General features: G+C 56.5%; 11 protein-coding genes. 3 read left to right on the top strand and 8 right to left on the bottom strand.

Going from position 1 to position 15,556, the window contains the following annotated elements; genetic code table 11:
- Nucleotides 1–600: 600 nt before the first annotated feature.
- Both AABO57_17700 and AABO57_17695 read right to left on the bottom strand, forming a co-directional pair.
- On the bottom strand, nucleotides 601–2,229 hold the full coding sequence (locus AABO57_17700; GenBank protein ID MEK6287581.1) for a VWA domain-containing protein: 1,629 nt from the start codon (nucleotides 2,227–2,229) through the stop codon (nucleotides 601–603).
- A gap of 132 nt (nucleotides 2,230–2,361) precedes the next feature.
- A complete protein-coding gene (locus tag AABO57_17695) occupies nucleotides 2,362–2,793 on the bottom strand; it encodes a hypothetical protein (GenBank protein MEK6287580.1) in 432 nt (143 codons plus the stop codon).
- 329 nt (nucleotides 2,794–3,122) lie between these two features.
- Here AABO57_17695 and AABO57_17690 point away from each other — a divergent pair, with 329 nt between their 5' ends.
- On the top strand, nucleotides 3,123–4,115 hold the full coding sequence (locus tag AABO57_17690; protein ID MEK6287579.1) for a tetratricopeptide repeat protein: 993 nt from the start codon (nucleotides 3,123–3,125) through the stop codon (nucleotides 4,113–4,115).
- A gap of 172 nt (nucleotides 4,116–4,287) precedes the next feature.
- Here the strand turns inward: AABO57_17690 and AABO57_17685 are convergent, their stop codons facing one another.
- From AABO57_17685 to AABO57_17665, 5 genes are all read right to left on the bottom strand, one after another.
- Nucleotides 4,288–8,046: a TonB-dependent receptor gene (locus tag AABO57_17685; GenBank protein MEK6287578.1), complete on the bottom strand. Its 3,759-nt coding sequence runs from the start codon at nucleotides 8,044–8,046 to the stop codon at nucleotides 4,288–4,290.
- A 451-nt stretch (nucleotides 8,047–8,497) separates the two neighbouring features.
- Nucleotides 8,498–10,279 (bottom strand): aspartate--tRNA ligase, encoded by a 1,782-nt coding sequence (gene aspS, locus AABO57_17680; protein ID MEK6287577.1) that lies wholly within the window; start codon nucleotides 10,277–10,279, stop codon nucleotides 8,498–8,500.
- A 57-nt stretch (nucleotides 10,280–10,336) separates the two neighbouring features.
- Entirely contained in the window at nucleotides 10,337–11,608 is a 1,272-nt protein-coding gene (gene hisS / locus AABO57_17675; GenBank protein ID MEK6287576.1) for a histidine--tRNA ligase, read from the bottom strand.
- 66 nt (nucleotides 11,609–11,674) lie between these two features.
- On the bottom strand, nucleotides 11,675–12,040 hold the full coding sequence (locus AABO57_17670; protein ID MEK6287575.1) for a four helix bundle protein: 366 nt from the start codon (nucleotides 12,038–12,040) through the stop codon (nucleotides 11,675–11,677).
- A gap of 259 nt (nucleotides 12,041–12,299) precedes the next feature.
- Nucleotides 12,300–12,866: a gamma carbonic anhydrase family protein gene (locus AABO57_17665; protein MEK6287574.1), complete on the bottom strand. Its 567-nt coding sequence runs from the start codon at nucleotides 12,864–12,866 to the stop codon at nucleotides 12,300–12,302.
- A 158-nt stretch (nucleotides 12,867–13,024) separates the two neighbouring features.
- Between AABO57_17665 and AABO57_17660 the strand changes: the two genes are divergently transcribed.
- Both AABO57_17660 and AABO57_17655 read left to right on the top strand, forming a co-directional pair.
- Nucleotides 13,025–13,651 carry a hypothetical protein gene (locus AABO57_17660; GenBank protein ID MEK6287573.1) on the top strand — a complete coding sequence of 209 codons (627 nt, stop codon included), beginning with the start codon at nucleotides 13,025–13,027 and terminating at the stop codon, nucleotides 13,649–13,651.
- A 113-nt stretch (nucleotides 13,652–13,764) separates the two neighbouring features.
- A complete protein-coding gene (locus tag AABO57_17655) occupies nucleotides 13,765–14,814 on the top strand; it encodes a redoxin domain-containing protein (GenBank protein MEK6287572.1) in 1,050 nt (349 codons plus the stop codon).
- A 148-nt stretch (nucleotides 14,815–14,962) separates the two neighbouring features.
- On the opposite strand, the gene AABO57_17650 is transcribed toward AABO57_17655, so the two are convergent.
- A complete protein-coding gene (locus AABO57_17650) occupies nucleotides 14,963–15,409 on the bottom strand; it encodes a redoxin domain-containing protein (protein ID MEK6287571.1) in 447 nt (148 codons plus the stop codon).
- Nucleotides 15,410–15,556 lie beyond the last annotated feature (147 nt).

Here is a 15,556-nt window from a genome sequence, read left to right as displayed (position 1 = left end):
GAGGTCCTGGTTTGCGCCTTGAACTGGAGCACGTATCGCTTATGATACCTGCCGGCCGTTGCTAATTCAGACGAATCGGAGAATAAGTGCAATGAGGGAAGCGTGATTTTGGCAAAACGCGTGCCAACATGCAAGGGGAGTTCGACGCTGGTTGCTTCTCAGTACTTAGGTTATCGCCGAGCGCGCAGCGGTGAATACTATCTCCAACAAATTGGATGTCTCTACGAAAAAATGGAAATCGCGGCGATAGGCTCGAACTCGCATCCGGCGAAAGTAAAGTTTGGACAAGCGGCAAAACCACTGCGGAACTGGACCCTTGGGTCCAACTCCGCCTATTGAAGTTGGGTGGCTCGGATCGTTCCGAATTCAGAGCGTCTCGCTTGAGAACTCTCAACTCAAACACCACCTCGGCCGTCCCTAGGAATCAAAAGGACATTAGAAGGTAAGCTTCAAGCCCATCCGCATGAATCTACCTCGACCGTTAAGCAGGTAGTATTTGCTCTGCGACGCCCCGGCGGTCGTGGGCACCGAGCGGCCGGGGACGCCGGCGAATTGAGGAACAGCGGTTCGTGCTGCCCATATCTGACGAGAACGCATTTTTTACTTCGCAAAGTACCCACGCTTCGTTCTCACCTTAGCCCCCGGTAAGGCAACCGCGATGTTGATCTTCCTCCACTTTCCATCCGTGCGCACCAGTTCCGGAGTGTAGGCCATGCTGTAGAGCGAATGCAGCTCAGCCGCGACTTGTTGGTACACTCCTTCCAGGTCTTCCGCTCGTTCTGCTTTGAACATCGCTGCGCCTGTCTGTTCCGCCAGCGCCGCGAGTTGCTTGCGCGCGGTGACGTAGGCTGCGTGGCCATTCCGCCCGCTCATTCCTACCGTTTCATATTCGGTATCAAGGTAGATGGGATAGATAGTGGTGTCGGCTTCCTCGATGCGCGTGAGCAGTTCGTCGAAGCCATGCTTAGGATCAAACTCGGAGTCATTGGGATGGTCCAGCGAGTTGTCTACGCCATCGGTCAGCACGACGATCGCTTTCCGCGTAGCGTTTGCTTCGTCCAACAGATCGAGCGTGGCCCACATCGCGTCGTAGTAAGCCGTGCCTGAGTGGCGGTTCTTGATGTCGTCGATGCGGTCCTTGAGCAGCCGATGGTCGGTCGTGAAATTCGATATGACGAAAAACCGCCTGGTGAACCCCGCAACCGCTATGCGGTCGGTTGGCTTGAGTGAGTCGACAAACTTCTGCGCGGCTTTCTTCATAGTCTTAATCTTATGTTCGGTGCTGCCGCTGAGGTCGAGGAGCAAGACGATATTCAAAGGAGCGGTGACGGGCTCGAAGTAAGAGACGACTTGCTTAACATCGTCTTCGTAGACAACGAAGTCCTCCTTCCTTAGGGCGGGCAACGTCTTGCCGCTAACATCTGTGACTTTCACGTTCAGGTTGACGAGGCGCGCTTCGAGCTTGAGCAGCTCCTCACCCGAATGGATTCCATCACGGTCTGACGATGAGCGTGGTTCAACGGTCGGGTTCAATTTCGAACCGGGTGTTTTCGCGAGGCTATTGATTGGACCGGTCTTATCCAGATTATCGGCCGTTCTGCTTAGCATGGCGATGCGAGACGCAACGTCCGGCAGAACGCTGATGTTTCCCAGCGAACTTCGAACTATAACCGTCGAACCGCCCTGACCAGCTCTGGCGTCGAGCACATGAGCGTCCGTCCGCCCAAAGATCTTCAAAGGCACTCTTGATTCGATCGCGCCTCTAATTGCGCGAAGCGAAAGATCGCAGTTTGAACCTTCCGGCAAATGAAGGGTGATTGCCCCGGATTCAGTATGAACGGAGAGTCCGGCGAGCTCGCCCATAATAGTGACGTTGCCTCTGATGCTTCGGACGGCGAGGTGCATCGAGCCTGGCACATAAAGGGTAAGCCTGACTGGATGCCCACCGCCTTTGAGTCTTACGGCGACTCTCAAATGGTCCGGCGCGGGCGCGCCAAACGAGACCTCCGAGTTCAGCGCATCGCCATCGCTGTTCGCACGCGAGGCAATCACCCTGACCGTGGATTCCGCCCAGGTCTGTGCCTCGGTAATACCATCCGGGTTCTCGACGGTTATCGTAGTGAGGCGTTGGGAAAACTCGCGCTCGAGCCTTCCGTCGGAGGATGCCAGCGCGGGAACAGAGAAGAGAGAGATTCCAATCAAGATAAGGTGGAGCACTCGAGCAGCCATCGATAAGAGCCTCCCGTTAGCCTCGGATGATGATATGTCTATTATACGGGCGGGCCGGCCGAGCAGGTGCATCTCCAATTTCAAATTTCAAATTTTCTTCAATTTTCAATTTTCAATTTGCGTCATCCTGAGTCAGCCTTCGGACTGTGACTCCCCGGTCTTCGACTTCGTCTCGGGTTTGTATCCGTCCTGGCTAGTCCAGCTTGCTATCTTGTTGCCGTCGTACTGGACGATCACGCTGCCGTTATGATTCGAGTGCCACGTGTTATACCACTGTCCAACTGAGCGTTCCTGCATGCCTGGAGGAGAGTGCACCCACGTTTCATTTACGTTGACGATCAGGTCCTCGCTGCTGCTTGTGTCGAAGCTCTCAACGCGAGCATCGTACTTGAGTTGCTGCTCGATGTCTTCGCTGATCCCGGTGGGATAGTTCGCGGCGGCGCCGGTATGATGCGAGTCGCCTCCGCAAGCGTATGTACAGAGCATCGCGCCCAGCGCGATTAGCAAAAGAGCAGGGCGCCGCCTGACTCTCAAACTAAAAGAACCGCCTGTTCGTTCGTTCATCGTCGCCTCTCGAGTTGAAGATAATGGATTTCACTGCTCAGCAGATGGTCATTATCATCATTGCCGCGGCCTCCGTCAAACCACCCTCTGCACGTTGATGCGACGGCGAGGGGAAGGCGCCCGGTCTTGGAACCGGAAGCCGGCTTGATAGTGGTTACACGCTGGCAACAAATCCGTGCGAGGTGGCAGGGAGGCGACGTCGTTGCGGGATTGCTACCTCAGTCAGTGGGTATCCACGCCAGGCGCCGGCAGAGGGTCAAAAGAAAAACTGGGCAGATCAAAAGAGAAGTCTTTCACGCCGATCGCAAAAATGTGGTAACATCGCGCGCATGAAACGCCAACCTTTGCTCGCTATGTTGATAGTTCTGGTATTGCTCGCATCGGTTACGATCGCCGCACAGCAAGGCGGGGGTCATTCGTTGTTTGGCGACTTCAAAATCGACGAGAGTCAGTGGAGCGGCTTAAAGCCGCAAACTTTCTTCATCCTTTTGTACACTCCCTCTGGCAACCTGCTTTCGCGTCAGACAGTCGGCAACAACGGGCGGTACCGCTTCAATGATGTTGTCAACGGGGAGTACGACATAGTGGTCGAGGTCGAGAACCAGGAAGCCGTTCGCGTTCGTATCGTGCTGATTGACCGGACAAGGACGGAAATCCGGCACGACCTTAACTTGGAATGGAAGCCAAGACCGGGCTCGCGAGACGAGGGTAGGGTTGGCAGCGTCTCGGCGGCAGACTACTACAAACGGCAGCCAGAGAATGAGGCTCGCTTTGGCAAGGCTCAGGAAGCGATCAAGAAGAAGGAGTACAAAGACGCCGTTGCTTTGCTGCGTCAGATCCTTACCGCTGACCCGAAGGACTTTGTTGCCTGGACTGAATTGGGGACGGTTCAGTTCAAACAAGGGGATGTCGCAGAAGCTGAGAAGTCATATTTGAGCGCCCTACAGGAAAAGCCTTCGTTCATACTGGCGTTGTTGAATCTCGGGAAGCTTCGTATAGCTGAAAAGAAATTCGACGACGCCATCGAAGTCTTAACTCGGGCTGTCGCGGCTCAGACGCAATCCTCCGATGCTAACTACTTCCTCGGCGAAGCGTATCTTCAGAACAAGAAGGGTTCGAAAGCGGTGACCTTTTTCGAAGCGGCGCTGCGGCTCGATCCAGTTGGGAAAGCTGAGGCCCATCTGCGCCTGGGCGCCCTCTACAAAGGAGCGGGGATGAAGGACAAGGCGGTGGCCGAGTATGAAAAATTCCTCGCCAAGAAACCGGACTATCCCGACAAGAAACAACTAGAGCAGTACATATCGGAGAATAAGAAACCCTAGCGGTGCCCTGACAACTGGAAGCTGTCTCAGAAGACCTCGAATGATGGCTCGCACATCGGAGCCTGTTCAGACAACCAGATCCCAAAGACGAGCGAGCGATCTATCCTCACAAAGAAAAAGCGGGCTGAAGCTTGCCTTCAGCCCGCGTCGGTGCGCTAAACAACTTGCGCGATCAGAAAATGTACTTCAAACCGATTTGCATGACTCGAGGTGATCCCTGGATGCTGGTGAACTTGCCCCAGTTGGCCGGAGGCGCGTCGGCAGCAAACGGGTCCACTTCGAGCGCGGTAGTCGAGGCCCCGGTCAGGCGTTGGGTGTTGGTCACGTTGAACACTTCCCAGCGCAACTGAAGCTGATGGGTTTCGCGGTACGGCATCTTGAACGATTTTCCAAGCCCCGCGTCCAGGTTGATGTATCCGGGGAATCGGAATATGTTGCGGTCGCCGACTTCGCCCGCACGGCCGTTCCGGAAACTGTTATAGGCCGCCAGAACGTCTTTGAAGTTATTGGGGTCTAACCCATCCTCCCCACGGGTGGGCGAGGTGGAAACCGGTCGCAGGCGCGTTCCGTTGACCGTGAAGTTCCAGTTGGTGGCCCATCCAACCCCGCCGCTGTCGAAAGCGTCGAACGGCAGACCGGAGTTGAATCGGAAGATGCCGCTCAACTGCCAGCCGCCCACGAAGGCGTCAACGAACCCCGGCGCCTTTCCGAGAAGCTTCCTGCCCCGCCCAACCGGCAGCGTCCAGATGGCATTGACGTTGGCGAGGTGCTTTATGTCAAAGTCCGACACCCCTCGGTTGGCCTTGGGAGTGATCGGATTCAGAATCAGGCCAGCGTTGTTGTTCGTTCCCGACGCAGTATCAAGAGCCTTAGACAGAGTGTAGTTGAAGTCAAACGTCAGGCTCTCTTTGTACCGTTGACGCACGCTGAACAGCAGGGCGTGGTAATCCGATTCAGCGTAGTTGCTGGTCGTAAACAGAGAGCCGTACTGGTTTTGTCTGAACGCGAACGGCCCGACCGTCGAGAGTTCGTCTAGAATGGTTTGAACGAAGGTCCAGTCCACGATGTCGAAGCCGCCGACTGCTTCTCTAGCCACCAGAGTATAAGCCGCCTGCGTAGGCGTCAGCGAAGGGTCTCCAATCACGGCGTCCCCGATACCTGGAAACAGGTTGTCAAAGAAGGGGATCGCCCCGATCTTGTTGATCGGTGTGTTGGCCAGGCGCGCATCCTGGAGCTTGCCTGCGGCCGTGTACCAGTCCATCCCCGATTTCTTGTCGACCAGATTGTTGAAGTGCATCGTGTCGATAACAGAGAGCAGCTTGCGCGCCTTGCGGCCGACATAAGACGCTTCGACGAACATTCCACCGGGCAGTTTGCGGCCGACCGACACGTCCCAGCTATAGTGCTCGGGCCAGACTAAGTTCGAGTCCAGCGAACTCTCAATTCGTGTCGAGCCATCCGGTGCCTTTTGCTGCGGGAACTTCAAAGCCGCCGCAGGCGGAATATTCGGCAATGCGCGGATATTCTGCGTGAAGCCCGTAAACAGCGGGGCCGGGCGAGTCGTGACGTTGTAGGTATTCGCCGATATGCTCGTGCTCGAAGAGAAGCCGAGCGTATTGGCGGTATCGAAATTAGTCGCCAGCGCCTGGCCGAGGAAGTCATTTAGCATGGCGAAACCACCGCGGATTACAAGGTCGCCATCACTGCCAAGAAGCTTGCGCTTCCAACCGCCACTGAAGTTCGGCGTCCAGGCGACGGCAACGCGCGGCTGGAAGTTGTTCTTGTCCCATTTATAGTAGTCGGGCTTGTTGTTTTTGGGTCCGGCCAGGTCAACGGTGATCAGTTCCTGTATCGGCGTGCCCGCTGCGGCGCCAGCGAGACGCCTCTGGAGAAACTCGCCCAGATTAACTGTCGGGGCGGCTTGGAAGCCATGCGTTTCATATATAGGCCGGCTCAAGCCGTAGCGCAGCCCAAGGGTCACCGTCAGGTTTGGCCGGAGCTTCCAGGAATCCTGGGCATAGAAGTCATACTCGTCGGTAGCGAAGGTGCGCACAAGCGGGCTTCCCGAATCGAGGATGCTCCCATCCAGATCGTAATCAATGTTGGAGGCGTACTGCGAGTAGCGCCCGATCACCGCAGCAAGTGCGTGCTTCAACGGTGACGTCCACGCCGACCCCCCGCGTGGGTTTAGCGGATTGGTAAGCACCGCTCCCGACAGGTCGTAGAAGAACCCGTTCGTGATGGCGGAGTCGAAGCGGACGCTGGTCCGCGTATTACGAATCACCCGAATGTTTGTGCCAAACTGGAAACTGTGGCTGCCTTTGGTCCACGAAACGTCGTCGGTGAAGTTGTATGTCGGGTTTGCGCGGGCGAAGGTCCGCGAGAAAGCTGCCGGGGAAAAAACCGCCCGGAACTGGACGTTATTGGCCCCGGAATCCCCGAAAGTCGAGAACGCGTTCCGAGTCATGCCAAATCGAGCGTCGTTAACCAGCGAATTCTTGATAGCCCAGGTGTGCCCGACCACAAATCCCGACGGGTGGCTCCAGGTTCCCGGCCTGGGACTGTCGGGTAGGAAGGGCGCGTTGAGGGCGACGTCTTGCTGGTAGTTCGCACGCAAGAACAGTATGTGACGGCTGTCCTGCGTGAGATTGTAGTCGATCCGCGCAATGTGTGTGGTGAACCGCGCCGGGGTCGAAGCATTAAAGCGAAAACCGCCGGTATTGAGGCCATCGCCCACTTCTGACGAATTTGCCGGATACTTTTTCGCGGCGTCGGCGAGGACTGCGATCGCCGCCGGGTTAACCCCGACCGCTGGAAAGATCTGGGTGATTTGGGCCGAGGTCAATGTGACGGGGACGAGCGTGGCGGTCAGGTACTTCACTTCGCCGCGGCCAAGGCTTGCAAGCGGCACAGTCCGTGGATCGGAGGACGCTTCACTGGCGTCCCTCCGGCCTTCGTAGTTGTAGAAGAAGAATAAGCGGTCTTTCTTGATCGGGCCGCCGATGGTGGCGCCGAAAAGGTTGCGGATTAGTTTGGGTCTTGGCAGTTTCTCTTCGCCGGCACCTTTCAGCCCGGCAAGCACCTGTGGATCAGTCGCCGTAAACACCCCGGCCTTGTTGTTAAAGAAGTTGTTGGCCGTGAATATGGTGTTGCGGTGGAACTCATAGGCCGAGCCGTGAAACTGATTGGTTCCGCTCTTGGTGACCAACGCCACCTGGGCGCCTGCCGAGCGTCCCTCCGCCGCATTGGGGTTCGTTGTAGTAACGCGAAACTCCTGAACCGAGGAGGGAGTTACGCGCAGTACGCTAAACAATGCGTCGCCGTTCCGTGCGAGGCCTGCTTGTTGTTCGTTAACATCGACGCCATCGAGCGTGATATTGGCCTGGTCCGAGCGGGAACCGGTGACATTGCCGTCCGGCGTCACTCCGGGTTGAAGGCTTAGCAGTGCGACCACGTTGCCGGATTCGAGCGGCAACTGGGTGATCTGCTGCGCCACGAAGTTGTTGCCGAGGCTGGCATCGCGCTTGTTGAGCAGGACCTCAGCAGATCCGGCGCTAACCGTAACCGTGTCGCTTACGCCGCCAACTTCCAGTTGTACTGTTACGTTGGTCGGCTTGGCCACCAGCGCGCGCACATCCGTAATCACAGCCTTCTTGAAGCCGGAAGCTGTCGCTTCAAGCTGGTACTTCCCGGGCTGGACCAAGCTAAAAAGGAACGAACCATCCTCAGCAGCCGTAGCGGTCCGAACAGTGTTCGTGTCACTGCTGGTGAGTGTGACTGTTGCTCCTGCGACTGACTTACCCTGTGGATCCACAACCGTGCCATTAACCGAGGATGTGGAACTTTGAGCGGGAACGCTCCCACTGAGCAGCAGAAGCGAGAGAAGCACGCCGAGACCGGCCCGACCTCTCGAAGACCCGCGGTGTCTCATGGGGTGAATCCAGAATCTAGTTGTTGAACCCGGCGGTGCCAACCATCCGAGTCCGCGCCTGATGCTAGTACTAAACATTTTGCCTCCATTCCTTCTCGCCTGACAGCTTGGTGTCAGTGTGAGCGTTTGTTAGGTTATTCAAATTCCGAGCTAAAGCCTGAGCCGGATTGCGTTCGAGCCCCGTTGCATATCAGGCCGCACCCGAATAGCGCGGGCACGCTGCTGAGGCTGATGGACGAGTCTTGCCGCCCGTCTTACCTACACATCCTAGAACCCTTTGATACCTGGAGGAGTGCTGCCGAAATTAGTGCAATTTATGAAAGCGAGCGAATTCTACAAATTGCGAGGACAAGAGTCAATAGCGCATGAGCGTTCTTCGCGACCGGCGTGAGAGTGTCACAAGAGCGAGAGAGGCCTTGAACATTCGGGTGCACCTGCGTCGCGCCGAGAGTCAATCCACAATCTTGATGTGAAGGTCGCGCAGTTGCTCTTCGGATACCGAGCTCGGGGAGTCGATCATCAAGTCCACAGCGCTGGCGGTCTTCGGAAACGCAATCACCTCGCGGATCGATTTCTCGCGAGCCAGTAGCATCACCAGGCGGTCAAACCCTATCGCCATTCCTCCGTGAGGAGGCGTTCCGTATTCCAGAGCGTCAAGCAAAAAGCCAAACTTCGAGTGCGCTTCCTCCTCGGTCATTCCAAGTACTTTGAAGACACGCCGCTGCGTCTCGCGCTGATGAATTCGAATCGATCCGCTGCTCAATTCCACGCCGTTCAGCACCAGATCGTAAGCTTTCGCCAGTACGGAACCCGGATCTGTTTCCAGCCGGTCCATGTCTTCGTCGCACGGGCTGGTGAACGGATGATGCATCGGATAGTAACGGCCGTCTTCTTCGTGATATTCGAACATCGGGAAATCGGTAACCCATAGAAAGTTAAACTTGGCCTGATCGATCAGGCCTTCGCGCTCGCCGACCTCCAATCTCAGCGCGCCGAGGGACGCTGCCACGACCGAGGGCTTGCCCGCGACCACCAGCGCGCAGTCGCCTGGCTTCGAACCGGCTGCCTGAACGAGTTCCGCGACTTTCTCTTCGCCGAGCGATTTTGAAAGCGGGGACGTTATCTCTCCCGAGTCGGCAGTCTTGATCCAGGCCATTCCGCCGGCCCCGAAGCGGCGCGTGACCTCGGTTAGCTCGTCGAGGTTCTTGCGCGAGTACTTCGCCCCACCGCTCACGTTGATGGCCTTTACCTGTCCGCCCGATTCAAGCGCGTTCTTATAAGGTGCGAAGCCGGTTCCGGCCAGCTTGTCCGATAGCTCGACCAGCTCCATCTCGAATCGCGTATCAGGTTTATCGGTGCCGTAGCGGCGCATGGATTCGGCATAGGTCAGGCGAGGGAAGGGAAGCTCGACTTTCAAGTCGATCAACCGCGACATCTCGGCCATCAGCGGCTCGATGACCTTGAAGATATCGTCGGGGCGAACAAAGCTCATCTCGATGTCGATCTGGGTGAACTCGGGCTGGCGGTCTGCGCGCATGTCCTCGTCGCGGAAGCAGTGCGCGAGCTGAAAGTATTTGTCGTAGCCGGCGATCATCAGGAGCTGCTTGAATATCTGAGGTGACTGGGGCAGCGCGTAGAAGCGGCCCGGCTGCAAGCGGCTGGGCACGATGTAGTCGCGCGCACCCTCGGGGGTGGTCTTGATCAACATCGGCGTTTCGATTTCGTAGAAGCCGTGTTCGTCGAGGTGGCGCCGCACGGCGAGAGCCGCGCGATGCCGCAGTCCAATGTTGTACTGCATCTTTTCTCGGCGAAGGTCCAGATAACGGTACTTGAGCCGCACTTCTTCGCTCGCCTTATTTGCGTCGATCTCGAACGGCGGAGTCTTTGCGTCGTTCAGGATGTGCAGTTCCAAAGCCTTCACCTCGATCCGGCCGGACTTGAGGTTTGGATTGACCTTTTCCTTGTCGCGCATCAAAACCTTACCGGCGACCGCCACGACATGTTCGTTGCGCAACTCCTTGGCTCGGCGATGGGCCTCCGCGTTCTTCTCTTCATCGAAGACCACCTGTACGATGCCCTCGCGGTCACGCAGGTCTATGAAAGTCAGTGGGCCAAAATCACGGCGGCGGTGTACCCACCCCATGAGCATCACCATCTCGCCGGCGTGCTCAGCCCTGAGATCGCCCGAATAGTGCGTCCGTTTCAAGCTTCCTAGATTATCGAGTGTAGACATAAAAATTGATGAGTGATGCGTGATACGTGACCGAACACGATCGTCACGCATCACGCATCACTTTGTTAAGGTGTCAATCAGATCCTGCTCTCCCAGATTCCTCTGCTCGCCCGTAGTCATATCGCGAAGCACGTATGTGCCTTTATCGATCTCGTCGTCTCCGACTATCAACGCGTATCGCGCCGCCAGCGTGTTTGCGATCGCCAGCGATTTCTTTAGCTTGCGCCCCTCCAGATCTACGACGGTGCTGATGCCGGCTTCCCGCAACCTGGCGGCCAGCGTGAATGAGTATCTTCGCGCTCGTTCGCCAATGTAGGCGACGAACAGCGTAGGGACCCGCTTCGGGAGATCGGCGCTGTCCTCCGGCAAACTCATTATCATCCGCTCGACGCCGAACGCGAAGCCGAATCCCTTGGCAGGCGGCCCGCCCAGCATCTGTGACAGGCCGTCATAGCGGCCGCCTCCTACAATTGTGTTCTGTGAGCCAAGCCGATTGCCGATGATCTCGAACGCCGTGCGCATGTAATAGTCGAGCCCCCGCACTAGCCTCGGCGAGACTGTGTACGTGATACCGCGCGAATCGAGAAGCTCCTTGAACTGGTCGAAGTGCGCGCGGCAAGGATCGCACAGCGAGTCGGTGATGGCCGGAAGCTCTTTCAAGTAAGGCTGGCACGATTCTATTTTGCAGTCGAGCACTCGCAACGGGTTGGTCTCGTACCGCTGATTGCAGCTTCCACACAGCAGCGGTAGCTGCCGGCCAATCGCTTCCTTTAGCTGCTCAATGTAAGCCGGCCGGCAGTTCTCGTCGCCGATCGAGTTCACCAGCAGCTCAGTGCCGGTGATTTGAAGCCGCTTCAAATACCAGTCGAGCATCTCGATCACCTCCGCTTCGATCGCGGGGTCGTCGCTCTGGCCGAGCACCTCGACGCCGATCTGCCCAAATTGGCGATAGCGGCCTTTTTGCGGGCGCTCGCGCCGAAACTGCGGGCCGATGTAGAAAAGCTTCACAAGCCCGGGTTGGTTGAACATCCCGTGTTCGATGTAAGCTCGAACAGCCGAAGCGGTTGACTCTGGTCGAAGTGAGACTCGCTCACCATCGCGGTCCTCGAAGGTGTACATCTCCTTGTTCACATCGGTCTCGGTTCCGATCCCACGCTCGAACAACTCGGTCTTCTCGATCATCGGCGTGCGAATCTCCTCGAAGCCGAAGCGGCGAAACGCCTCGCGCGCCGTGCGCTCGATGAGGTCCCAGCGCTCGATCTGCGCGTCGACCTTTTCGGTGAACCGCGCAGGCAGAAGATCCTGTGTTCCGCGTACTTTTGCGATCATGGAGCTTGCCAAAATCCCAACATTGAAAATTGAGAATTGAGAATTGAAAATTGAAAAATTGCGGATCTAGCGCTTCTTATCTCTGTTCTCCTTCGCCGTAACAATCGACTGACCGGTTATGTTGCAGAGCTCGTTGGCTTCATCCAACAATTCGTTCATCCGGTGCTCTGGAAGAAGTTCCGTCTTGATAATCAGACGAATCCAGCACCGCGACTCTCGCAATTCCTTCAAGCAGATTCCGAGTTTGTGAATGAAGTCGGCGCGACTCTCGGCGGCGCAGGCTTCTTCGTAGTTCGGGGCGGGTGAGGTGCCGCACCGCACAAATTGTCCGGCAATGTGACGTCCCATTCGCGTATCAGGCAGTGCGTCTACCACCTTGCCGACACGCGCGGCGAAGTTAATCAAGCGCTCAGAAAGTTCGTCGGGTGTCACTACTTGCCTCAATGAGTTCACAATTTGCAATTTTCATTTTTCAATTCTCAATTTTCAATTTTTTCTCTCTCGGTGCTGGCGAGGTGCCGCACCGCACAAATTGTCCGGCAATGTGACGTCCCATTCGCGTGTCGGGGAGCGCATCGACGACCTTGCCAACGCGCGCCGCAAAGTTGATCAGTCGTTCAGATAATTCGTCCGGCGTCAATGACTTCCGTTCCCCTTCAATTTGCAATTTTCATTTTTCAATTCTCAATTTTCAATTCTTCGCTCCCGCCACGTACTGATTCTTGTACTCGACATAATGCTGCCAGTGTTCATCGATCCGTGCCACTTCTTCGTCGGTCACTTGCCGCCGAACCTTTGCCGGCGCGCCCATCACCATTGAACGCGGCGGTATGACCGTTCCAGGCGTGATCAGCGAACTGGCGGCTATGAACGACTCTTCGCCGATGGTCACATCGTCCAGCACTATCGCTCCGATTCCGATCAGACAGCGATCCTTCACCGTGCACCCGTGAAGCACCGCCGAATGCCCCACTGTCACATAGCTTCCGATAACGGCCGCGAACCGTCCCTGCGTCACGTGAACAACTGTGTTGTCCTGGATGTTAGTGTTCTCGCCGATTCGGATGTAGTAGCAATCGCCGCGCAGCACACAGTTGAACCAGACGCTCGAGTGCGCACCAATGTGAACGTCACCGATTATTTGCGCGCCCTCGGCGACGAAGGCGCTATCGGATATCCGCGGAGTGATGCCCTTGTACGAAGTGATCATCATCTTGCCAAGAAAACTCAGAGCGTGCAAATTACGGCCTGACTTCAAAGCCCTGGTCTCTTCTCCCGAAGTGTCTCCTGAACAGCCTCGAGGACGGGTCACATAGCACGCGAAACGCGCTGTCTACAGAAAGAAGTGACGTTAGCATAGCCCTCTGAAAAGCCGCAAGTTGACACCCATGTTGTTGCTGGCTTAGCATCAGCGTGATGTCATCTACATCCGTTGAATGGTATTCACCGCGGCAATCTTTGCTTCGGCTGATGGGCGGCTGCGCCTTGGTTTTGTTTACGGCGCCGTCTTTCGGTTGCGGTAAGCCGTTCAATGTTCGAACGCAGCCGGAACTGCCGCCGGCGAGTTACGCGGCGAAAGCTTCGGCAGGTAGCATCGGCATTCAGGCACAGGCGGTAACCGACGAAGACTTCTTGTATGACACCTTCGATGCGAATTTGCTTCTAGCCGGAGTCTTGCCCGTGCGAGTAATGATCACGAACTCCGGCCGCGAGAGCGTCGATCTTAAGAACGCCCGTTTCGAAATGCGCGCGGCGGAAGGCCGCAGCTTCAAAGCAATGAACGAGCGTCAAGCATTCAAGCGGCTGGTCTCCTACTATGAAATCTCAGCCTACAGCAAGGCGGGGTACAAAGAATCTTTGGAGGCTTTCTCGGCGTACGCGCTCGACGTCAAGGCGCCGGTTGAGGCGGGGCAGTCGCGTCAGGGATTGGTGTTCTTTTCGATGCCGAGCCAAGCGTCACGTGGGGCCGGTTTGGCGCTGGTGGTGAGCAAGCTGGACTCTGCACATCCGGCGAGTCGTGGTGTTGAGCTTAAACTGAATTGAATCAGCCTGGCGTCAGAAATACGGCATGGCGTCGGCCTGCGGCTTTTGCTTTGAGAATTCTCTCTGAGAAAGTCGCGACGTGCGAATGTGTCCGAGCGACTGAGGAGCAGTCTGTGAGAAAGTTAACTCGCGCGATCTTATTTTTCTCGATGATCGCATTGGCGGCCACGAGCGCGGTCAACCAGCCGGCCTTAGCTCAAGAAGCCTCGACAAAGCCGGCCCCGGAGCAAAGCGATGACTTCCAAAAGGCGCTCACCGACGGCCGTCTGCTTGTGCGGCAGGGCCGCGTCGAGGAGGCGATTACCGAGTTGCGTAGAGCCGCGGCACTTCGCGATGACAAATGCGCGGAATGCTTTCAGTCCATCGGGCAGATCAATCTTCAGCTAGGGAGACTGAAGGAAGCCGCCGTTGCTTTTCGTCAGGCCGCCGAGCTGAAGCCGCCAAACGAAGCGGAGATGTACAACGTGCTGGGCGTCGTGCTTTATCTGCAAAACGAGAAAGAGTTGTTCGAGCAAGCGGCGGTTGCTCTTCAACGCGCGATCGAGTTGAGCAAGGGCAAAGTGGTCAAGGCTTATTACAATCTGGGCTTCGCTCTGATCAAGGCCGGTAAGGAACAGGAGGGCGTTGCCGCACTGAAAACATATCTCGAACTTGATCCCGCCTCGAGCGATGCAAGCCAGGCACGCGCGGTCATCGCCAATACGAAGATGGTGGATGCCAGGGTCGCGCCATCTTTTGCGGTGAAGTCTCACACCGGCGGGGAACTTTCGCTCGAGAAGCTTCGGGGCAAGGTTGTGCTCCTCGATTTTTGGGCAAGCTGGTGCTTGCCTTGCCGGCGGGATATACCCGAAATCAAAACCATCTTGAAGAAGTTCGGTGGCGAGCAGTTCGTTATGATAGGGATCAATCTCGACTCAAATCGCCCGGAGTTCGACGCCTACATGAAAGAAGAGGGCATCACCTGGCTGCAGTACTACGACGGGCTTGGATGGCGGAACAAGGTCTCGCAGTTGTACGGCGTGTACGCGATCCCACACACGGTGCTGATCGATCAAGACGGCGTGATTAAGGCAGCCGGTCTTAGAGGTGAGGAGCTGTCGGAAAAGATAGGCGAGCTGCTGAAGAAACTACACGAACAGAAGAGCGAGACAAGATCGAATTAAGCCGGCGCTAGCGCCTGTGCCCGCACCCACGGCTCACGGCCGGCATACGCACAAGTTTAGAGTTCAGGCTTTAGCCTGCCCAATCTCTACCAGCAACCTAAAGGTTGAACTCTGAACTTCGGACTCGCGATCCCAACCGTTCACTTGATCAATCGAGCTTGCGCAGTACGTTAAAGATCTCGTTGATATCCGGCTGCTCGCCTATCTCGTGGATGTCCTTGTAGACGATCTTGCCTTGCTTATCGATGACGAACAGCGCGCGTTCGGAGTAGCCTTCCGCGCGATACGCTCCGAACTTTCGCGCGACCTCGCCCTTTGGCTCGAAGTCTGAAAGAAGATCGTAGGTGATGCTACCGAGGCTCTTGGCCCATGCGGCGTTGCAGGGAACCGAATCGACTGATATACCCAGGACCTGGGTATCGTAGCCCTGGAAGCGGCTGAGATCAGCCTCATACGAGGGCATCTGCGTTGTTCAAACCGAGGTCCAGGCCAGCGGATAGAAGGCAATGAATACGTTCTTCTTGCCACGGACGTCGGATAGCCTGACCTTCTTGCCCTCACCTAAATGAGACGCGAGCTCGAAGTCAGGAGCCATATCGCCCACTTCAACAGCCATCTTCTTTTCCTCCACTCTAGAGACATAACTTCCAGGTACTCATTAGTTCGACTGGCGGTCGGGTGTCAAGCACGGTTGCAACTTGCGGGGCGTGAATCGGTATCCGCGCAAATCGGTCGAATCAGT

It is taken from the genome of Acidobacteriota bacterium (assembly GCA_038040445.1).
Taxonomy (GTDB): domain Bacteria; phylum Acidobacteriota; class Blastocatellia; order UBA7656; family UBA7656; genus Onstottus_A; species Onstottus_A frigus.
The sequence above is the reverse complement of the archived record's forward strand: the minus strand, read 5'-3'. Positions and strand labels throughout refer to the sequence as shown.